14 protein-coding genes are annotated in these 20,464 nt (G+C 68.3%); 13 read left to right on the top strand and 1 reads right to left on the bottom strand.

The window, feature by feature from the left end:
• Positions 1 to 38: 38 nt before the first annotated feature.
• The 3 genes from AOZ06_RS28830 (at position 39) to mycP (ending at position 6,177) form a co-directional block, all read left to right on the top strand.
• The gene (locus tag AOZ06_RS28830; protein WP_054292269.1) at positions 39 to 2,438 is read left to right on the top strand and encodes a right-handed parallel beta-helix repeat-containing protein; all 2,400 of its coding nucleotides are present in this window, start codon (positions 39 to 41) and stop codon (positions 2,436 to 2,438) included.
• 74 nt (positions 2,439 to 2,512) lie between these two features.
• Positions 2,513 to 4,933, top strand: coding sequence for a hypothetical protein (locus tag AOZ06_RS28825; protein WP_157233306.1), 2,421 nt, complete (start codon positions 2,513 to 2,515; stop codon positions 4,931 to 4,933).
• Positions 4,930 to 6,177 (top strand): type VII secretion-associated serine protease mycosin, encoded by a 1,248-nt coding sequence (gene mycP / locus AOZ06_RS28820; RefSeq protein WP_236951777.1) that lies wholly within the window; start codon positions 4,930 to 4,932, stop codon positions 6,175 to 6,177. Before AOZ06_RS28825 ends, mycP begins: the two co-directional genes overlap by 4 nt.
• A 53-nt stretch (positions 6,178 to 6,230) precedes the next feature.
• Here mycP and eccCa read toward each other — a convergent pair whose 3' ends face one another.
• Entirely contained in the window at positions 6,231 to 10,220 is a 3,990-nt protein-coding gene (gene eccCa / locus AOZ06_RS28815; RefSeq protein WP_054292267.1) for a type VII secretion protein EccCa, read from the bottom strand.
• 139 nt (positions 10,221 to 10,359) lie between these two features.
• Between eccCa and eccD the strand changes: the two genes are divergently transcribed.
• The 10 genes from eccD (at position 10,360) to AOZ06_RS28765 (ending at position 20,425) form a co-directional block, all read left to right on the top strand.
• Positions 10,360 to 11,757: a type VII secretion integral membrane protein EccD gene (gene eccD / locus AOZ06_RS28810; RefSeq protein WP_054292266.1), complete on the top strand. Its 1,398-nt coding sequence runs from the start codon at positions 10,360 to 10,362 to the stop codon at positions 11,755 to 11,757.
• Entirely contained in the window at positions 11,757 to 13,178 is a 1,422-nt protein-coding gene (gene eccB, locus AOZ06_RS28805) for a type VII secretion protein EccB (RefSeq protein WP_054292265.1), read from the top strand. The genes eccD and eccB overlap by 1 nt, the downstream gene beginning before the upstream one ends.
• Positions 13,179 to 13,334: 156 nt before the next feature.
• A complete protein-coding gene (locus AOZ06_RS28800; RefSeq protein ID WP_054292264.1) occupies positions 13,335 to 13,670 on the top strand; it encodes a hypothetical protein in 336 nt (111 codons plus the stop codon).
• Positions 13,671 to 13,713: 43 nt separating this feature from the next.
• Positions 13,714 to 14,019 (top strand): WXG100 family type VII secretion target, encoded by a 306-nt coding sequence (locus AOZ06_RS28795; RefSeq protein WP_054292263.1) that lies wholly within the window; start codon positions 13,714 to 13,716, stop codon positions 14,017 to 14,019.
• Between the two features lie 92 nt (positions 14,020 to 14,111).
• Positions 14,112 to 14,435, top strand: coding sequence for a hypothetical protein (locus AOZ06_RS28790; RefSeq protein ID WP_054292262.1), 324 nt, complete (start codon positions 14,112 to 14,114; stop codon positions 14,433 to 14,435).
• 25 nt (positions 14,436 to 14,460) lie between these two features.
• Complete coding sequence (locus AOZ06_RS28785; RefSeq protein ID WP_179950749.1) at positions 14,461 to 15,021, top strand: hypothetical protein; 561 nt, start codon at positions 14,461 to 14,463, stop codon at positions 15,019 to 15,021.
• Between the two features lie 143 nt (positions 15,022 to 15,164).
• The gene (locus tag AOZ06_RS28780; RefSeq protein ID WP_157233305.1) at positions 15,165 to 17,888 is read left to right on the top strand and encodes a hypothetical protein; all 2,724 of its coding nucleotides are present in this window, start codon (positions 15,165 to 15,167) and stop codon (positions 17,886 to 17,888) included.
• Positions 17,885 to 19,633, top strand: a complete 1,749-nt coding sequence (locus tag AOZ06_RS28775) for a hypothetical protein (protein WP_054292260.1) — start codon at positions 17,885 to 17,887, stop codon at positions 19,631 to 19,633. The genes AOZ06_RS28780 and AOZ06_RS28775 overlap by 4 nt, the downstream gene beginning before the upstream one ends.
• Positions 19,633 to 20,109: a YbaB/EbfC family nucleoid-associated protein gene (locus tag AOZ06_RS28770; protein WP_054292259.1), complete on the top strand. Its 477-nt coding sequence runs from the start codon at positions 19,633 to 19,635 to the stop codon at positions 20,107 to 20,109. Before AOZ06_RS28775 ends, AOZ06_RS28770 begins: the two co-directional genes overlap by 1 nt.
• Positions 20,102 to 20,425, top strand: a complete 324-nt coding sequence (locus AOZ06_RS28765) for a hypothetical protein (RefSeq protein ID WP_054292258.1) — start codon at positions 20,102 to 20,104, stop codon at positions 20,423 to 20,425. Before AOZ06_RS28770 ends, AOZ06_RS28765 begins: the two co-directional genes overlap by 8 nt.
• The last annotated feature ends 39 nt before the right edge of the window (positions 20,426 to 20,464 follow it).

Genomic DNA, 20,464 nt, shown 5'->3' with positions numbered 1-20,464 from the left:
CCCGGGTGCGCCCGGGGCAGGACAGAGGAGCTGCAGACGTGAGCAGGAACGTTATCGCGGTCACCCAGGCGCCAGGGCTGGGCCACCGCACCATCGGCGCCGCCGTCGAACGCGCTCCGGAAGGCGCGGTGATCGTGGTGGGGCCTGGGCGTTACACCGAGAATCTCGTCCTCACCAAACCGGTGACGATCACGGCGGAGAACGGACCCGGCACGGTGTGGCTGGTTGCTCCGACGGGTGTCACGGTGACGCTCCAGTCGGATTCGGCCGCGCTGTCCGGTCTCACGGTCGTGGCCGCGGACGCCGACAGCCCGGCTGTGCTCGTCGCACGCGGGCAGCTCAGCGTCACCGAATGCGCCGTCGAGGCATCGAGTTGGGCGTCGGTGTTCGTGCGGGACCGGGGCACGCTGCTCATGCGCGCGAGTCAGGTCCGCAACCGCGTCGGAGCCGGGGTCGTGGTCACGTCGCCCGAGGGCGGGGTGCTCGATGACTGCAGGTTGGACGACCTCGGCACGTCGGCGGTTGTTGTGGCCGAGCAGGGCACGTTCCTTGTCCGCTCTTGTGCGATACGGACCGCAGCGGGCAACGGTATCTGTCTCAACGGCCAGGGACGGCTCACTGTCGAGGACACGAGGGTGTCGGGCACCGGCAAACCCGCTGTCGCCGTGGAACAACACGCCGCGTTGACCGCGACCAGGCTCACGGTGACCGGGGTCGTCGCAATCGGCTTCTACCTGGCCAGTTCGCAGCCGCCGACCCTTGAGGACTGCGCGGTCGACGGCGCGGGCGCGGAAGGGATCTTCGTCGGTCTCGGCTGTGCCCCTGTCCTGCGCAGGTGCAAGCTGACCAGGACGCGCGGGCGTGGGCTGCACTTCGCCGGGCGGGCTTCCGGTGCGGTGACCGGCTGCGACGTGTCCGATGTAGATGGAATTGGGATCGGTGTCACGGAACGGAGCCTGCCTGAGTTCGACCAGATCACCGTCACCCGGTGCACCGCTTCCGGGGTCCGGATCGACGACGGGTCGGATCCGTTCTTCCGGCGGCTGCGCGTAGGCGGCTGCGACGGTGCCGCCGTCGAGGTGGACGGCGCGAGAGGCAGGCTGGAGAACGTCGAGATCGACGGCGGCGGTGTCGGGTTGTCCGTGACCGGCGCGGCACGGCCGTCGATCACCGGGCTGAGCGCGCGTGATCTGACCGACGCCGGGGTCCGGGTCGTCGGTGCGGCTCTGGCGCTGTCCGACAGCGCGATCAGTGGCTCGGGCGCGGACGGTGTGCACGCCGGCGCCGGAGCGGATCTGTCGCTGATGCGGTGCCGGGTCCAGAACAGCACAGGCTCGGGCTGCACCTTCGCCGAGGGCTCGTCCGGGAGTGTGGTCGAATCGGAGTTCTCCGGCGGTTCGGCCGACGGTATCCGCCTGGAGACCGACGAAGCCGTGACCGTGAAGGGATGCGCGGTCAGGGACAACCACGGCAGCGGCGTCCGGCAGATCCGGCCGAGCAGCGCGATCGAGGTACTGGACCTGATCAGCGTGGGCAACCTGACGCCGGACGCGTACGGCACCGCGTCAACGGCCGACGCCGCCCCACGGGCCACCGCCACGACGACCGAGCAGGCAAGGCCGGTGCGGGGCTCGGATCCGCTGGCGGAACTGCACTCGCTCGTCGGTCTCGCCGGTGTCAAAAGCGAGGTGACGTCGCTGGTGAACCTGAACAAGATGGCCAAGCGCCGGATGGACGCCGGGCTGTCGGCGCCGCCGATGGCACGGCACCTCGTCTTCGCCGGGGCCCCTGGCACCGGCAAGACCACCATCGCCCGGCTCTACGGGCAGATCCTGGCGCAGCTCGGGGTGCTGCGCGAGGGGCATCTCGTGGAGGTGGCGAGAGCGGATCTGGTCGCCCAGATCATCGGTGGGACCGCGATCAAGACCACGGAGGCGTTCACCACAGCACTCGGTGGCGTGTTCTTCATCGACGAGGCGTACACCCTCAGCAGCGGGGGTGGGGGCACCGGTCCGGACTTCGGCCGGGAGGCGATCGACACGCTGGTCAAACTGATGGAGGACCACCGTGACGACGTGGTCGTGATCGCGGCGGGCTACTCCAACGAGATGGCGCAGTTCCTCGCGGCAAACCCGGGAATGGAGTCCCGGTTCAGCCGCACCATCGAGTTCGCCAACTACGCGGCGGAGGAGTTGGTGACGATCGTGCGGGCCCAGTGCGCCAAGCACGACTACCGGCTCACCGAGAGCGCGGGCGAGGCGTTGCTGACGTACTTCGAGGAGATCCCGAAGGACGGCACGTTCGGCAACGGCCGCACGGCGCGGCGGGTGTTCGAGCGGATGACCGACCGGCAGGCGTCCCGGCTGGCGGCCTTGCCCACCGCGGACGCCGCGGACCTCACCCTGCTGACCGAGGAAGACCTGCCTCTGGACAGGTGACAGGCCACGTCGGCGCCCGCTCCGCCCAGCGGGCGCCGACCTTCCTACCTGACCGGAGCTACGTGGGAGTGACGATGCAACAGCGACACCCGGACCCGAGCCCTTTGGTCGCCGAGCGGCACGAGTCGCACGAACGGCATCTGCTCATCCGGCATCGCGACGAGACGGACCTCGACCACACGCTGCTCGGCGCGGCACCAATCGGGTCGCGGCAGCTGCTGGTGCTGGCGTCCCCCGGCGCGCACCGGGTGCGTTCGCTGGTGGCCGTATTGCCGGAGCTGCTGCGATCCATGCCTGACTTCGATGCGGACATCGAGTCGGTCTGGCTCGGCGTCGGCAGTCTCGCCGCCGACACCGAGATCGCCCAACGGCTGGCCAAGGAACTGGACGTCGAGATCGTCGCCCCGGATGCCGGTGTCGCCGCCATGCCGGGGGCGGCGTTGTACGCGGGCCACGCCGCGGGCGGCACCGGCTGGCACCGGTTCCGGCCGGACCGGCCGGTCGAGTACCACGGGGCCCGTTTTCCGCTGCCGGCCTGGGAGTCCTGGTTGCCGACCGAGCCGGTTGAACGGGACGGTGTCGTGGCGGCGCCCGCACCGTGCGGCTTGGTGGTCCGGGACAGCCAAGCCGGTGCGCCACAGCGCGGCGACCTGGCGTTCGGCGTCCCGGTGAACCAGCGGTTCCCCAAGATTGTCGTAAGCGGGAGCGACCCCGTTCCGTCGGCCGCCGGGGTCGCGGCGTTGCTCAGCTCCATGCCCGACCAGCCGATCATGATCGTGCCGGCGACACCGCAGGCCGCATCGCACAGCTGGCAGATCGAACTCGCGCTGCGATTGGGGCGCGATGTCGTGTTCAGCGCGGGTATGCAGGTCGGCCAGCGAACCGGGGCGTCATCGACGGTCGTGCCGGATGCCGACGGCAACCGGCTCTTCCGGCCGTTCCCGATCGTGCTGCGCCAGCCCGCACACGGCGGTGACCAGCAAGTCGTCGGCATCGCCCCGGCACCGGCAGGCTGGACACGAGACGGGAGACGGTCCTACCTGACCGGGGACGTGGTCGCCGACATCGTGCCGTCCGGTCTGGTGCTGCGGTCCGTGGACGGTGACGCGGCCGATCCGGCAGCCGAGGCCGCGCCGTTCGACCCCGAAGGCTGGAGCCTGATGCTGGGCACGGCTGGGCAAGTCGTCGGGCTGCCCGTGCTCACCGCCGCCGAGAACCTGCTCGCGGCCCTTCCCCCGGATCAGCTCGCGGCCGTCCGGGTACGGCTCAGGGGCACCCTCGACGCGGACGCCGAACGAGTACTCAACAGCTGGACCGATGACCACGACCAGCGACTGGCCGCAGCGGCACGCACCACCAAGGAGACTCCGGCCACCGGCCCGGGAGGGCCGAGACTGCTGCCGGCCGGACTGGACGGCCCGCGGGAACCGGATCCGCCGGAAAGGCCGCAGAGGTCGCCCGTCATGTCACCGCCGGTGATGACCACCTCGGCCGCGCCAGTGCCGACTGTATCCGGTCCACCGGATCCGCTCGGCCCGTCCGGACCCCGCGTTGCCGAACCGCCACAAGTGCGCCAAGCACCACCGGAGTCAGGGGAGGCGGAGCCCGTGCCGCCGATTGGCGGGCACTCCGACACCGTCCCGCCTCCGGCGGGCAAAGCACTGGCTGTGCAGGACAGAGCGAGTACGGCCGCGGAACAGGCGCGGTTCACTGTGGCCGCCGCTGATGCGTTCTCCGAGGCGTTGGCCATGGTCAATGCTGCCCTGGCGACCTGGCCGTCGATGCGTGTGGACGAGTCGCCCGGCGCGAAAGCCGACTACGTCGCCGTTTGCTTGTACCTCGGCGGAGGTGACGGCGGTGCGTTCGTGCTCAACAGCGCGTTGCGCAACGGGCAGCCTGGCTTGCTGGACGGTCAGGTTCCTTGTCTGACGTCAGGACTGCGGCGGTTGCCGACCCATCGACGTGCCGTGCTGCGGCAAGGGAAGGTCAACGAGTCGTTCGAGCGCGGCAGCACTCCGGGGACCGTCCTGACCGAACCGGGTTTCCTCACCGCCAGCATGGATTTGGACGTGACGATGCCCGGCACCGACCTCGACGTGCTGATCTGGCCGAGTTCGGCCCGCCGGACCTCCGAACTGGTGCTCGGCCGCCCGGTTGACGAGGCGGTGTTCGTCGCGGGTGCCCGGTTCAAGGCCCTGGCTGTGCGGACGGCAGCGGGGGACGAGGAGCGTCAGGAGGACGCCGACGGTGCGGCGGTCGCACCGAAAGTCGCCGTCCTTTTCCGTGAACTGGCACCGGGTGAGGCACCGGGCACTGCCGAGCTCGACGAACGCGACCTCGCCGTGCTGGCGAAACTCGACGGTGTGCTCACCCGGCGGCAGAAGGGTGCGCTGCGGCTCGTCGAGGATCCCGCGACGATCGCCCGGCTCACCACGTCCATGGTGCTCTGGCAGGACGACGTGGCGAACGCGGGCCGGACAGCGGTGGCGTCGTGAACCGGAGGTACGTCTGCGTTGTGGTCGCGGGAGTTCTGGGCGTCCTGGCGGGTATGCCCGTGGCCGCACAGCAACCGCCGCCGTCATCGTCATCGAAGCAGCCGCAGGTGCAGTGCCTGCCGCCGCCGCAGACCGCCGATACCTCTGTGCCCTGGGCACAACGGCAGTTGATGCCGGAGCGGGTCTGGTCGCTGACTGATGGTTCCGGCGTCACAGTCGGGGTGGTCGACACCGGTGTGGACGGGAACGTGCCGCAACTGCGGGGCGGCAAGGTGCTGGCGGGCATCGACACGACCCGGCCAGGCAAGGCGCCTGCGAACACCGATTGCTTTGGGCATGGCACCTTCGTGGCGGGGATTATCGCCGCGTCGCCCACGGACGGGACAGGCTACGCCGGAGTCGCGCCGGGTGTGCGGATCCTGCCGATCCGTTGTGCGACCACGGACACCCCGAACCAACCTGGTTCGTTGACTCCTGAGGGAATGGCACTGGGAATCCGGGCGGCAGTCGACGGAGGTGCGCACGTCGTCAACGTGTCGGCCAGCACCACCGAGCAGGTTCCCGAACTCGCCGACGCCATCGCCTACGCGGAGAGCAAGGATGTCGTGGTTGTCGCGTCGGCCGCGAACAGCGCGAAGAAGGGCGACCCGGTGACATACCCGGCCGCCTATCCCTCAGTGGTCGCGGTCGGTGCGGTGAACGAGGCGGGCCAGCGGGCGGAGTTCTCCCAGACCGGGCCGTTCTTGTCGCTGGTGGCGCCGGGCGTCGACGTCCTCGGGCTCGGGCCAGGCGGCCCGGGACACTGGAAGGGCAGTGGCACGAGCTATTCCGCTCCGTTCGTCACCGGGACTGCCGCGTTGGTGCGCGCGTACCACCCGCAGTTGACCGCCGCGCAGGTCAAGCGCCGCTTGCTGACCACGGCCAACCATCCCGCGGTGCCTCTGCCCGACCCGGGACTCGGCTGGGGCACAGTGAACCCGATGGCCGCGGTGACCACCGTGCTGCCGGGTGAGAAGGCGGTCTCGCCTGTCGTCGTCCACCCGCCGGATGCCCGTCGCGGGGAACTCTCCCCGTCGGACCAGGCCGGGCCGGTCCTCGCGGTGGCCGCAGTAGTCGGTGGCCTGTGCGTGGTGCTGGCCCTGGTGCTGCTGACCCGCCTGTACAGCGCCGGTCGCAGGCGGCGCTGGAGCCCGGCCCGGGTGGTTGAGATTCCCCAGCCCACGAACGGCACACCAGGGCACTGACCACAAGGATCCGCAGCCGGTTGCACGCCGCCCGCGCGCAACCGGCTGCTCCCTCAGTCCCTGCTCGGTTTCTCCACACCTTCGACCAGCGGCGTCTGCACCAGCCGGACCGCACGGCGGCGGTTGATGAACTGCCCCCGGCCGGGCGGGAGGACGCGCGGCTTCAGAGTGCCGAGGAAGGAGCCTTCCGACTTCGGGCACGACAACAGCAGCGCGGGTGTGCCGAGCTCCCACATCCGCCGGATCGCGGAGTTGGACATCGACCGGCTCGCGCTTGACGTGCTGCGCGCGATGACGATGTGCACGCCGATGTCCGCCGACTGCGCGAGCAACGGCACCAACGGGTCCAGCGGGCCGCTGCCGTGGGCCTCGGCCAGTTCGAAGTCGTCGATGACGACGTAGAGCCGCCCGCCCTGCCACCAGTCCCGTTGGGGCAGCCGGCTCGGGGGGATCTCCGGCCCGGGGATGCGTTCCTTGAGCACCTCCGCCACGCCCGCGAGCGTCTTCGCCAGTGCCTCCGCGCCGACCGCGTATTCGAGCTGGTGGCTCGCGGGGATGGAGTCGTGCAGTTCACGGCGGAAGTCGCCGAAGATCACCCTCGCCTCGTCCGGCGTGTGGTGTGCGGCCACGGCTTGGGCGATGTGCCGCAACAGGTTGGTCTTGCCGGTCTCGGCGTCACCGTAGACCAGCAGGTGCGGGCTCGTGTCGAAGTCGTGCCACAACGGGGCGAGCTCGACGTCGTCGATGCCGAGCGGCACCCGCATCTCCGCGGCCGGACCAGCGGCGGTGGGGCCCGGGAGTTCCGCGACCGTCAGCGTGTGCGGCAGCAGCCGCACCTTCGGCGCGGAAGGCGCTGTCGGTAGCGCCAGCGCCTCGGCCAGCTCCACAGTCGCCTCGGCGAGGTCCTCGGTGTCCGGCCGGCCGTCGATCCGGGGGAGCGCGGCGAGGAAGTGCAGCCGGTCCGGGGTGATGCCACGACCGGGGATCGCGGGCACGGTCGCGGCGAACCGGCTGTTGACCTCCGAGTCGGTGGGGTCGCCCAGCTTGAGCTCGAACCTCGTGCCCAGCACGTCACGCAGCCACGGCCGCATCTCCGACCAGCGGCTGGACGCGACGACCAGGTGGATGCCGAAGCTCAGCCCGCGGGCGGCGAGTTCGGTGAACTTCTCCTCCACGTCCTCGAAGTCCTGCCGGATCGTGTACCAGCCGTCGACCACCAGGAAAACGTCGCCGTACGGGTCGATCGCGGCGTACCGGCCGTCCTTGCGGGCCCGTCGGTAGGTGGCCATCGAGTCGATGTTGTGCTCGGCGAAGATCGCCTCACGGCGGGTCATGATGTTGACGACCTCCAGCACTGTCCGGGTCACGCGGTCCCGGTCGAGCCGGTTGGCGACACTGCCGACGTGCGGCAGCCCGGCCAGCGACGTCAGCGTTCCGCCGAAGTCGAGGCAGTAGAACTGGACCTCCGCGGCGGTGTGCGTCAGCGCGAGGCTCGCGATCAGGGTCCGCAGCATGGTGCTCTTGCCGCTCTGCGGTCCGCCGACGATCGCCGCGTTGCCCTTGCTGCCGGACAGGTCAGCCATCAGCAGTTCCCGTTTCTGCTGCGCGGGCAGGTCGATCAGGCCCACCGGCACGGTGAGGTTCCCCGTCTGCAGGTTGCCGACCGGGCGCGGGCCGAGTTCGGCGTGGTCCACCAGCGGCGGCAGGAGCTGGTCGAGCGTCGCAGGCTGCTTGAGCGGCGGAAGCCAAACCTGGTGCGCCCGCGGACCGATGTGACGCATCCGTTGGATGAGGATGTCGAGCACGGTGTCCATCCCCGACTCGTCGTCCGCCGGTTCCGGTTCGTCCACGGGCTCAGGCGCGGCAGTGGGCTCGATGTAGTGCATCCCGAACGGCACGATGTGCTGCTCGACCGACTCGGTCCCGGTCGCGCGCTGCTTGGGCCGGTACGGCGACGAGGAGTACGCGCCCTTGAACCGGATCAGGGTCTGGGTGTCCGGGCGCAGATAGCCGTTGCCCGGGCTGTTGGGCAGTTCGTACGCGTCCGGCACGCCGATGACGCTGCGGCTTTCCATCGCGGAGAACGTGCGCAGGCCGATCCGGTACGACAGGTGCGTCTCCACCTTGTGGATCCGGCCCTCGTCCAGCCGCTGGGACGCCAGCAGCAGGTGCACGCCGAGGCTGCGGCCCAGCCGGCCGATCATGGCGAACACGTCGATGAACTCCGGCTTGCTCGACAGCATCTCGCTGAACTCGTCGACCACGATGAACAGCGCGGGCATCGGCTCGAGCGGGACGCCCTGTGCCCGTGCGCCCTCGTAGTCCCGGCGGGACGCGTAGTTGCCCGCCGCGCGGAGGTACTCCTGACGGCGGTTGAGTTCCCCGGTCAGCGCGTCCTGCATCCGGTCGACCAGTTCGAGTTCCTCGGCCAGATTGGTGATCACCGCCGAGGTGTGCGGCAGCTGGTCGAAGCCCAGGAAGGCAGCACCGCCCTTGAAGTCGACCAGAACGAAGTTCAGCTCCTCCGACGAGTGCGTCACGGCCAGCGCGAGCACGAGCGTGCGGAGCAGTTCGCTCTTGCCGGACCCGGTGGCGCCGACGCACAACCCGTGTGGACCCATCCCGTCCTCGGCTGCCTCCTTGATGTCCAGTTCCATCGGGGTACCGTTGTTGGCGATCCCGATCGGCACCCGCAGCCGCCGTTTGGCGGTCATCCGTTCCCTGCGGTACTTCACCGGCTCGAAGTGCGCGACGTCGCCGAGACCGAGCAGCCCGGCGAGGTCGTAGTCGACGGCCAGCGGCTCCTCGTCCTCGTTCACCTCACCGACCCGGTACCGCGCCATCGTCCGCGCCAGCGCGGCGGCCGCGGTCGCGCTCAGCGAGTCCGGCGTGCAGAGCGGCTTGGTCGCCTGCCTGCCGAGCCGGTCGAAGGTGACCGTGCTGGCCTTGCCCGCCGCCACTTCGAGGAACAGCACGCCCGGCCGCTGGTGCCACGGCAGGCAGCCGGAGACGTCCAGCACCACCGCGTTGCGGTAGCCCTCGTCGGCGGCCCGGTGGTCGCCGGGTATCCGGACGCCGTCGAGGATGAGCACCACGTACGGTTCCGACGCGGTGACCGGGGTGTCGGCCTCGAACCGGGGCCGACCGGTGAACGACGTGCCACCGAGCAGCGACTCCGCCTCGTTGATGTCCGCCGCGGCCAGCCTGCGCGCGCCCGCGGCGTCCCGGCTGTCCAGGTCCTGGTTGTGCGGCAGCCACTTCAGCCAGTCCCAGCGAGCGAGCCGGTCCTCACTCGCGCACAACGCGATCCGGACGTCGCCGGGGGCGTGTGCGGTGGCGAGCTGGCCGAGGACCGCGCGGACCAGGCCGAACACTGCCTCGTCTTCACCGCTGAGCTGGATCTGCCCGAAACCGCGCAGGTACACCGCGATCGGCGCGTTGGGCAAGGTGGAGTACGCGCGCAGGAAACGGCGCAGCGCATGTGCCGCAAGCGGTTCCAGGTCCTCGATCGGCTTGGTGTCCGGTGGCAGCAGCTTGAGTGTCGAGCGCTGCGTGCCGACGCCGATCCGCACCTCGCCGAAGTCGTCCTGCGCGGGACGCCGCTCCCACAACCGATAGCCCAACGCGATCGACCACAGCGCACGCGGATCAGGGTGGATCCAGCGCGCCGCACGCTGCTGCGCGGCAAGCGACTTGCGGACGCGTTTGCGCAGCTGCGTCAGGTAGCGGATGTAGTCGCGCCGGTGCCCGTGCAGTTGCTGCTTGTGCGTCACCGAATTGCGGAACAGCTGGACGACGAGCATGCCGACGACCGACAGCAGCATCATCCCGCCGCCGATGTAGGACATCAGCCCGGAGCCGGGCCGCACGAACATCATCACCATCGCGATCGAACCGAGGCCCATCGGCGCGTACATCAGAACGGAGCTGATCCCGCCGCCGGTGTCCTCCGGGACGGCGGGTGGTTCCTGGATCTCGATCTCGTCGGCCGGTGCGGCCGGTTTCGGCCGCCTGGCCCGGCGCGCGAACAGCACCGTGCTCACACTTGCTCTCCCTCGGTGAGTGGACTTCCCCCTTTTGGCCGGGACAGGCCCCGGATCGCGGGAACTGGCGCCGCGCGGAACTAGGCTCCGGCCGTGTTCAGGGTCTGGGCATCCCTGGCAGGAAGGACCTTGACACCGGATGGAAGAGCAAACACAGCATCGCACAACGAGCTCGGCGAGGCTACGGTTCGTTCTCGGCAAGAAAGCCACTGACGTGGCGTTGCCGACCGACGCGACGCTGATCGACTTGTTGCCCGCGGTGCTGCCGCAGTTCGGCGCCGAATGGATCGAACAGGGCGCCGACCACGAGGGCTGGGTCGTGCAGCGGCTCGGTGAGCGGCCGCTGGACGAGGACCGGACGCTCGCCGAGCTCAACCTGCTCGACGGCGAGACCGTCTACTTGAGACCTCGTGCCGACCAGCTCGCGGCGATCGACTACGACGACCTGGTGGACGGGGTCGGCGAGCAGGTGAGGGATCACCCGGGTGCGTGGCAGGCCGGGCACACCCGCTGGGTGTTCCGGGTCGGCGCGGCCGTCGCCCTGCTGCTGGGGCTCTGGCTGATCCCGGGCACCGGATCCGCTCTGACGCAGTCCTTGCTGGCCTTCGGCACCGCGTTGTTGTTCGTAGGTGGCAGCGCTTTGGTCGCGCGAGGCATGGCGGATCCCTCTGCCGCCACGATCATGGCCATCGTGGCGGCCTGCTACGGCGCACTGGGTGGTGTGCTGCTCGTGCGTGCGTTCGCTCCCATCGCGGCGATGCCGGTGCACGCAACTGTCGCACTCGCCGTCGCGCTGCTGCTGCTTTGCGTCGGGGTGGTCGTCGTCGCCGACTCGGCGTTGGTGTTCACCGGTGCCATCATGTTCGCCGCGGTGTTGGCCATCACCGGGTTCATTGCTTCGGTGGCTTCGGTGACGGTGCCCCAGGCTGTGGGAATCGGCTTGTCGGTGTCGCTGATCATCGGCGTCTACGTTCCCGCGACGGCGTTCCGGCTGTCCGGCCTCACCCTGCCGATGCTGCCTACCGGCGCGGACGAGCTGAGCGAGGACATCGACCCGGTTCCAGCCAGGCTCGTGGTGGAACGGGGCACGGCGACCGTGGGCTACTCGACGGCGTTGCACGTCGGGCTCGGTGCGGCGCTGACAGTGATGCTGCCGATGCTGGTCGCCGGAGGCGACACTTGGACGCGAGTGTTGTCGCTCGTCATCGCTTTCCTGCTGTTGCTGCGCACCCGTCATCCGAGCGGGGCGGTGCAGCGGTGGGCGATCCTGGTGCCCGCGACCGTCACGGTCGTCGAGAACCTGCGGCAGATCGCCGCCGAGCAGGGCGAACTCGGCAGGTTGCTCGTGATCTGCGCCCCGCTGCTGGCCGTCGGGCTGGTCATGCTGATGTTCAGCAGGCTGCTGCCGGGACAGCGGTTCCGGCCGTACTGGGGCCGTGCGGCGGAGATCCTGGAGACGCTGACCGCGGTCGCGGTCGTCCCGATCCTGCTGCAGGTGCTGGGCGTCTACGCCTGGATGCGCGGGCTGGCGGGCTGATGCAGTCCAAAAGGGATCAAGTTCAGGCGTACTTCTTCGTGGTCGGGAGGCTGGTGTCCGCCGTCGTGCACGGCAGGCCCGACGTGCTGCAACAACCGAACAAGCGGCTGAACACAGGCACCTTCATCGGTGTGGTCCTGGGGGCCGTGCTGATGGGGATCTTCGGGATCTACGGCGTCTTCGCCCCAGGCGGCAACACGACGTGGCGTCAGCCGGGAGCGATCGTGATGGACGAGACGACCGGTGCGCGTTACGTCTTCCTCGACAACCAGTTGCGGCCGGTGCTCAACTACTCGTCGGCGAGGCTGGTGGGTGGCAAGTCGGGCAACGGCCAGGTCTTCTCGGTGTCGCAGAAATCCCTGACGGGAACACCGGTCGGACAGCCGATCGGCATCGCGGGCGCGCCGGACGCGTTGCCCGCGAGCGGTGCGCTCGACGCGGGCGCGTGGACAGTGTGCGCACAGCAACCTCTCCCCGGACCGCCAGCGACGGGCCCGACGGTCACTCTCCTGCTCGGACAAGCCATCGAGCGCGTGTTGACCGACCGGCACGCCATGCTGGTCGAGGGCGTTGACGGCCATGCCTACCTGGTGTGGCAAGGGAAGCGGCACCGGATTCCCAGCAGGACAGAGGCCGAGGCGCTGGGTTACGGCGGCGTTGACCCGATGACGGTCACCGCGGCGTGGCTGAATCCGTTGCCGCAGGGGCGGGACATCGCGGTCCCGCGAACACCGGGGCTCGGGCAGCAGGGCCCGGTGATCGACGGCCGCCGCAGCACCATCGGTCAGATCTACCAGATCCGCAACCCGGCGATCGACACCGACCAGCTGTACCTGGTCCGGGGAGACGGGGTCGCGCCGCTGAGCCGGACCAGCGCGGCGTTGCTGCTGGCTGCGGAGTCCACAAAGGCCGCCTACGCGGGCGGCAAGGTGTTGCCCGTCGAGGCTGGGCCGAACGCGCTGTCCGGCGTGCCGTACTCCAAGAGCGGTCCCGACCTGGCCGCCGGACTGCCGCCGGAACCTCCGCATATCGTCAACCCGGCCCAGGATTCGACGGCGTGCGCGAGCATCCCGCCGGTCGGCAGGAGCGACTCGAAGGTCGTGATCGGACACCTGCAAGCCTCGGTGGTGAACGCGAAAGCCATGCCATTGGCCGCGCACCCCGCGGGGATGTCCGCGGACCGGATCTCGATCCCGGTGGGGAAAGGGGTACTGGCCAGGCAACTGCCGTCGCCGGGGGCGGTGTACCTCATCACCGAGACGGGCACGAAATATCCGCTGGGAAATCCCGAAGTGGTGGGCGCGCTCGGCTACTCCGAGCAGTCCGCCGTGCAGGTGTCCGCCGAACTGCTCGCGTTGCTGCCGTCCGGCCCGCTGTTGAGCGTGGACGCGGCGCTGCGCACCCAGGCACCTGAGCGATGAGCGGCTTTGACGCTCATGAGGGGAATTCCGCCTGTTCGGTCATCGCTAGGGCAAGGAGAAACCCGGTCACCGCCGGGAAACTAGCGTGGGGTTGTAGTGAGGCTTCGTCGCGGCCCTACGACGTGACGTGTCCAGGAAACACAACAGGGAGATCAGATGCCCAAGACAGCACAGGTCAGCGTTGAGAAGTGCAATCAGCAGGCCGCCAGGCACGAGGCGATGGCCGACAACATCAGCCAGAAACTCGATGGGCTCAAGACCGAAGTCCACAACACGATGATGGCGAGCACCAGCGCCGCCACCCGGGCGCTGACCAGCACCTGCGACAACTGGGTCGAAGCCGTTCGCAAGACGGTTCTGGACCACATGCGCAACATGGCCGAGAACATCCGGCGCGAGGCCAGCAACCAGGAAGCACTCGACCAGCAGCACATGGAGGAGATCACCAAGCTGCCGCTGGGCACCCTCAACTTCCTCGGCGTGCCCTCCTGATCCGCACCGCCTGTCCCTGTTCGGCTTCTGAAAGGAAGAAACCATGGTTTCGCGCGACGACACGATCACATACGACTACACGACGCTCGAATACTGCGTCGAGGAGATGAGGAAGGCAGCCCAGTGGATCGTCGAGCAGACGGACGCGATGCAGGCTGACGTCAAGAAGATCCTGGTGGGTTGGACCGGTGACACGGCCGACGCGTACGACAGGCTCTGCGACGACCTCGAGGGCGACCTCACCGTCAACGCCAACGACCTCACGTCGCTGGAAAAGAAGATGGAGGACGTGATCCACAAGTTCCAGCTTCAGGACAAGAACAGCGCCAGAAGCTTTGGTGATTACTGACCGTCCGGTGTGCTGGGTCGCTTGTCCGGCCCGGCGCACCGCTTTGCATTTCTCCGCACAGCAATGGTGCGGACAAAGTTACGGAGTCACGAGTGACCACGAAGCTCAATGTCGAAGCGGTGAAGGAAGCGGCGGCTCATCTCAGCCGGATCATGGATGACATGTCCGCGTTCACGGCGTTGCAGGCCGCTTGGCCGAAGATCGGCAACTTCGACCAGGCCCAGCACCTGGAAGGAGTCGTTGACGATCGTCGCCGCGGAGTCGTCGGGCATGTCGGGCAATTGAAGGTGTCGCTCGACGAGATGCAGCAAATCCTTACGCGAATCGCGACGGGATTCGAGACCCTTGACCAGAACAACGCAAGGGAGATTGAGGCGGCTGTCCCGAACGTGCCTGGCCGGCGGACTGCCGTCTGAGTTCTCCCCGTGAGGAGTCATTGTCGTGTCTCAGACGACGAAGTATGTCAGTGAGCGTGTGAAGAACGCGGGGATCAACCTGGGCCGGATCCTGGACGACATGGCCCCGTTCACCGAGTTGAAAGCGCATTGGCCGAATGCGGGGAAGTTCCCGTTGGCCCAGTGGCTGGAGCGGATCGTCGACGACCGGCGCAACGGCATCGTGGCACATGCCGAGCACCTGAAGCTGACCTTCGAGAAGATGGAGGTGACGCTGAAACGGATCGCCGCGGACTTCGACGGTCTCGACGGGGAGAACGCGCAGAAGGTCGCCGGCGCACTCAAGGACATGCAGACCACCATCGGTTCCGAGATCACCCAGCTGGACGAGAACACCGAGAAGCAGCAGACGAACTTCACGCCGAGCGGCAAGAACAACGGCACCGATGGCGACGGCTACAACGACGACCTCAACGCCCCGGTCGGTCGAGATGAACCCGACGACGATGACGACGATGACGACGATGACGAACACGAACATCAGCGAAAGCAACTGGTGGAAAAGGGTGAGGGTGACAAGCACGGTGGCGGCGGCGGTCCGAAGTAGACGCTTCTGTCCCAGTTGACACGAACGGGGATGTGGCAGGTGACCTGTGCGTGCCCGATTCGGGACCGAGGAAGCGCATTCAAGCCACCGTTGCGGTGATGTGGACCGATCGGCAACCGCTGAACAGCAGATAGGGTTTCGAAATGCCCGACAACAGAAGCCAAGATGTTGGCCTTTACAACGCCTCGGCGCCACCTCTGGCTGTCGGGCAGTACGGTTCCCTTGAAGCTCTCATAGAAGCGACCGCCGGCCTCGTCGCGCAACGCGGTGGCGGCAAGGTGAGCCTGTCCGGCAACTCGACAGCCGAAGCCTTCTACGTGCTCGAGGAGAAGGTCAACGCGGCCACGAAACGCTTGGGTGAGGTGAACGAGCAGTTCCAGCGGGAGATCAAGTCGCTCAAGGACAACCTCGAGGGTGCGGCCGGCGAGGCCTTCGACAAGTACGCCACCGACATCCTCAAGGACAGCGAGGAGCTTTTCCACACGATCGAAAGCAAGCGGTACGGCACGACGATCGGGAACATCGGGCACACGATCCAGGCGTTCGGCAACGCGTGGTGGGAGACGATCGAGCGGTCGGACCAGGCCAGCGAGAAGGTGGCCTACGAGATCAAGGCGATCGCCGCCGCCAACATCGCCGCCGCCCAGACGGAGGGAGACCTCCAGGACGCGCTCAACGACCTGAAGTCAGCCATGGAGAAGCTCGAGACCACCTCGAAGGACCAGCTGGTCAAGGACCTCCAGACGCTGTTCAGCTCCCTCGGTGACCAGTACAACTCCCTCGGACAGGATCTCGCCCCGCTGCACATCGCCGGTGGCAGGGACATCGCCGGAGGCAGCGGTGGAAAGGAAGGCGGCGGCAAAGAGGGCGGTGGCAAAGGCAGTGGCAAGGGCAGCGACAAGGACAGCGACAAGGACAGCGAGAAAGATGAGCTGAGGCAGGGGAAAGTCGAGCCCGCAACGGCAACGACCATGCCCAGCAAGGTTGTGACACCGTTCAGCGAAGACGGCCAAGGCGAGGAAGGAAAAGGCAAGCTCGGCGCGCCGAGCCCGGACTTGAGCGGTCTGGGCGGCGGCGCAGGTGGCGGTTTGGGCGGTGGTAAGGCCGGTGGGTCGAGCCCGGACCTGAGCGGTTTGACCGGCGGTGCCGGTGGTGGTCCCGGCGGGGACCGAGGCGGGGCGGGCGGTCCGCTGGGCGCGGCGAAGAAGGCGGCGCAGGACAAGATCGACGACGTCAAGGCCAAGACGAACGACCCCGAGGCGAAGCAGGCGCTTGACGAGGCCAAGAAGGCGGTGGGTGACGCCATCGACGGCATCGGCGCGGGCGGACCACAGGACAAGGTGGCGCCTGAGCCGGGAAGCTCGTCCGGTGGCGGGGCAGGTATACCGTCCATGGGCGCGGGCGGTCCGCTGGGCGCGGCGAAGAAGGCGGCGCAGGACAAGATCGGCGACATCTCGGCCAAGACGAACGACCCTGAGGCGAAGCAGGCGCTTGACGAGGCCAAGAAGGCGGTGGGTGACGCCATCGACGGCATCGGTGCAGGCGGCAACTCCCGAGGCGGCGGATCGCCCGCGCCTGGTTCGTCGGGCATGAACCCCGGCGAGGCGCTCAGCAAGCTGACGGGTGGCAACAGTCCCGCTCTTGACCCGGCGCAGCAGCAGCGGCAGAAGGCGCTGGACGACGCCAAGAAGGCAGCCACGGACGCCATCGACAAGGTCGCGGGCGGTACGACTGACCCGGAGGCGGACAAGGCCCTCGACAAGGCCAAGCAAAAGCTGACCGAGGGCATCGACGGCCTGAAGGGCGACTCCGGCGAGTCGCAGCCGACGAAGGCGCTCGACGAAGCCAAGCGGAAAGCACTGGGCGCGATCGACGACGTCGCCAAGCACACCACCGATCCCGAGGCGAAGAAGTCCCTTGAGGAAGCCAGGAAGGCGGTCGGTGACGCCATCGACGGGCTCAAGACCGACAGCGGCCTGCCGTCGACCCACTCGAACGGTCCCGAGGTTCCTGCGTTGAAGGAAGCGCAGGACCAAGCGCGCAAGGCGTTCGACGACGTGCTGTCGAAAACCAAGGACCCCGAAGCCCGCGAAGCGCTGGAGGACGCCAAGAAGGAGGTCGGCGACGCCCTCGACGAGTTCACTCGCGGCGACGGCATCACCAAGCCGGAACTGACCAAGCCCGACATCCCCAAACCCGATCTCGGCGTCGATCCCGTTACCCGCGACGCGTTGGACGACGCGAAGGACGTGGCGAACGAGAAGCTCGACGAGCTGATCGGCAAGACCACCGACCCCGAGGCCAAACACGCGCTGGAAGAGGCCAAGGATCAAGTCGCGAAGGCCATCGACGACGTCAAGCCGAGTGATCACTCCAAGCTGCGGGACTTCCTCGGCGGTGACAACTCGGCACCGTTGAGCGAGAAGCACGCCGGCATGCCGCTCGAGGCGGGCAAGCACGCCATGGACGAACTGGCGAAGGTCGGTGGACCGGGCGGCGGATCAGGCGGTGGCGGGCTGGGTTCGATCCCGACCTCCTCCGCCGGGCCGGAGGCGGTGAGTCGCGCCCAGTTCGACACCGACGTCGCCGGACAGCGCGGATTCAGCCAGGCAGGGCAACCTTTCGCCGCCACGGTCCCCGCGACCCCCGCGGCACAGACCCCCATGATGTCGGCGTCCGGTGCGGGGATGCCGATGGGTGGCATGCCGATGATGGGTGGAATGGGCGGCATGGGTGGCATGGGCGGAGGCGGCGGTCAGCAGAACGAGCGTGAGCCGCAGATCTGGCTGCAAGCCGACAAGGACGCGTGGAGCGACGACCCGGACGGGTTCGACGATCCGGTGCTGGGCCGAGGGACTGACCGATGACCGACGGCCCGGCTCCGCCGGTCCTCGACGACCCGATGCTGGAGGCGCTGACCTTCGACCAGCTGGCGCAGCTCGTGAACGAGGTCAGCCCGGAGGCCTTCTACCTGCGCGCCGCGGCGTTCGACCAGGCCGCCGCACGGCTCCAGGACGTCCTCGACCAGATCCGGCACCAGCTGAACATCGTGCAGGATTCGTGGACCGGCAAGGTCTCGGATGAGTTCGACAGCCTCGCGCGTGGGGTCTCCGGGCAGACGACCGTCGTACTACAGTTCCTGCAGAACCCCGGCTACGGCTCGATCCTGCGCGAAGCCGGGGACTTGCTGGCCGCGCACCAGCGGCGGTTGCGGGACCTGCAAGGGCAGAAGGCGCAGCAGGAGAGCGCGCCGCCCGTGGCCGGAGGTCCACCGCCAGAGGAGGTCGCGGAGGTCAACGGCCAGTCGGCCAAGCAGATCCTGCGTGATCTGCGAGCGGCGTACCAGGTCATCGCGAACGCGATGACCCCGTTGCCTTTCGAGGCGCCCACGGTGGTCGACAAGCCGTCCTCGGGTAAACCGCACTCCACAGGTCCTCTGGCTGAGCAACACGCTCCGCAGATGGTGACGCGAACCGTGGAAGATCCGGGCGGGGCGCCCGACGTTCCTGTCGACGACACCCAGTTGAGGATGGCGATGGCGGTAGCCGCCCCGATGGCGCCGCTGTCCGGCGGGCGACAGGGCACGGGCGGACCGCCTGGGGCGGAAGTCCGGTCCCACCACGTTCTCGGCCGCGGCGAACCTGAGAGTCATTCGACCGGCCGGGGGGAGATTCATCCCGACCTGCTCGCGGGTGGATCGATCGAGTCCGGTCACCACCAGGCGAAGGTCACGCCCGCTGTTCTGGGGCATGGGCAGCCCGCCGCAATGCCACTGTCCCATGTGGATGAGACAGCCGTTGCGGGCGTCGCCGTTGTGCCCGCAGTGCTGGGACGAGCGGACAGTGGTCCGGCGACCGGAAAAGCAGTACAGCCGCTGAAGGTGACCAAGACACCGGCTACCAAGGGCACGCGAACGGTCGGGAAACCGGTCGAGGAGAAGATCCAGCGTGAACCCGGGCAACACCCGGATACTGTGCCCGTCGCGCCACTCGCCGCCGGTGTCCATAGCGCGGACGCGATCGTGGTCAAAACGTCCGCCGACGTTCCGGTTGCCACCGGAGGGAACAGTCAGGGAGAGCCCATGGTGGCGGTGGCAGGACAGTCGTCGCCCGCCGAGCCGCCAGTGGACCCCGACAAGGTGACCCCGAAGCGCTCCTTTGCGATGACGGCGGGCTCCGGCGGGGTCCCGGCAGTCGGCGGCGCGGTTCAGCAATCCGCCGCGTTGCAGATGAATCCGGCGGATCGCGGAATGTTCGTGCCGGGGGCTGAATTACTTCCCGGCGACGTCCAGCCACCTGCCGAACCGGCTACCCGGGGCCATTCAGCACGTGCGGGTGACCCGAACGCACAGCTGAGCGGCTACCCGATGTCGCCGATGATGCTCGGCGGCATGGGCGGTGGGCAGATGTCGCAGCAGAACAGCCGCGTCGCGGCGGTGCCGAGCGAGCCGCGGCCCGAGGTCTGGGATTCGTCGAATGCCGGACCGGGCGCGCTGGGCAGGCGCGAACCCGAGCCGGAGCGGCACCAGGCGGGGATGTCCAAAGTGGAGGTCGAGGCCCAGCTCGCCGAGAAGCTCGCCGAGCTGGACCGACTGATAGAACGAGGTAAGTGATGGCTGAGTGGAACCTCGCGGGTGCCGATCCCGCCAAGGCCGCGCAGGACGCGTGGGCCGGCTTCGAGGCCGAGACCAAGAAGCTCGAAGAACTCGGAAAACACTGGGAAGAGGCGAGCACGACCGTGCGCGCCAAGGACCACTCGCTCGAGATCACCGTCGACGGGCGGGGCGAACTGGCCGATCTGACCTTCAACGGGTCGAAGTACCGCACGCTGGCGCCCGCGCAGCTCGCCCAGTCGATCGTCGAGACCCTGCGGCTGGCCAGGTCGCAGGCCATGGCGAAGATGTCCGACCTGATGGGCACGTCCGGCATTCCCGGACTGGACCTGAACGACATCGTCACCGGGAAGGTGTCACCTGACGAGATGCTCAACGCGCTGGTCGACCCGATGCTCAAGACTCTGGACAGTTTCGGCGTCGACAGTCCCGCGCTTCCCGCAGACAACGGCAAGGGAGGACGCGGCAATGGCTGACGACTTCTTCCTGGACCTGGACAAGTTCCGGGCGTTCTCGCGGAGCCTGGGGGACGCCGGGTTCGATCTGCAGGATGCCCACCAGAAGCTGGCCGGTGTGCTCGACCAGTACAAGGGCTGTTGGGGCGATGACGAGATAGGCAAGGGCTTCCAGAAGAACTACTACGGGGACTCGGAAAGCCTCCAGAAGGGCGCCGGCGCCGCGGGCACAGGAATCGTCGAGACGGCCCGCGGGTCGTTGAAGGCGGCGAAGAACCTGGCGGAACTCGACGAGGACGCCGCGAGGAAGCTGGACGGACGGTTCAAGTCCCGCTGACGACGTCCGGCATCCGCTGCCGGTTCTGTTCCCCTCTTG

The sequence above is a fragment of the Kibdelosporangium phytohabitans genome (assembly GCF_001302585.1).
In the GTDB taxonomy this organism is placed as follows: domain Bacteria; phylum Actinomycetota; class Actinomycetes; order Mycobacteriales; family Pseudonocardiaceae; genus Kibdelosporangium; species Kibdelosporangium phytohabitans.
This window is presented reverse-complemented; position numbering and strand designations above follow the sequence as displayed.

Excerpts from the sequence above, each read along its gene's own strand:
- AOZ06_RS28825 (WP_157233306.1), top strand. The coding sequence starts at position 2,513 with ATGCAACAGCGACACCCGGACCCGAGCCCTTTGGTCGCCGAGCGGCAC.
- eccD (WP_054292266.1), top strand. The coding sequence starts at position 10,360 with ATGGAAGAGCAAACACAGCATCGCACAACGAGCTCGGCGAGGCTACGG.
- eccB (WP_054292265.1), top strand. The coding sequence starts at position 11,757 with ATGCAGTCCAAAAGGGATCAAGTTCAGGCGTACTTCTTCGTGGTCGGG.
- AOZ06_RS28800 (WP_054292264.1), top strand. The coding sequence starts at position 13,335 with ATGCCCAAGACAGCACAGGTCAGCGTTGAGAAGTGCAATCAGCAGGCC.
- AOZ06_RS28795 (WP_054292263.1), top strand. The coding sequence starts at position 13,714 with ATGGTTTCGCGCGACGACACGATCACATACGACTACACGACGCTCGAA.
- AOZ06_RS28780 (WP_157233305.1), top strand. The coding sequence starts at position 15,165 with ATGCCCGACAACAGAAGCCAAGATGTTGGCCTTTACAACGCCTCGGCG.
- AOZ06_RS28775 (WP_054292260.1), top strand. The coding sequence starts at position 17,885 with ATGACCGACGGCCCGGCTCCGCCGGTCCTCGACGACCCGATGCTGGAG.
- AOZ06_RS28770 (WP_054292259.1), top strand. The coding sequence starts at position 19,633 with ATGGCTGAGTGGAACCTCGCGGGTGCCGATCCCGCCAAGGCCGCGCAG.
- AOZ06_RS28765 (WP_054292258.1), top strand. The coding sequence starts at position 20,102 with ATGGCTGACGACTTCTTCCTGGACCTGGACAAGTTCCGGGCGTTCTCG.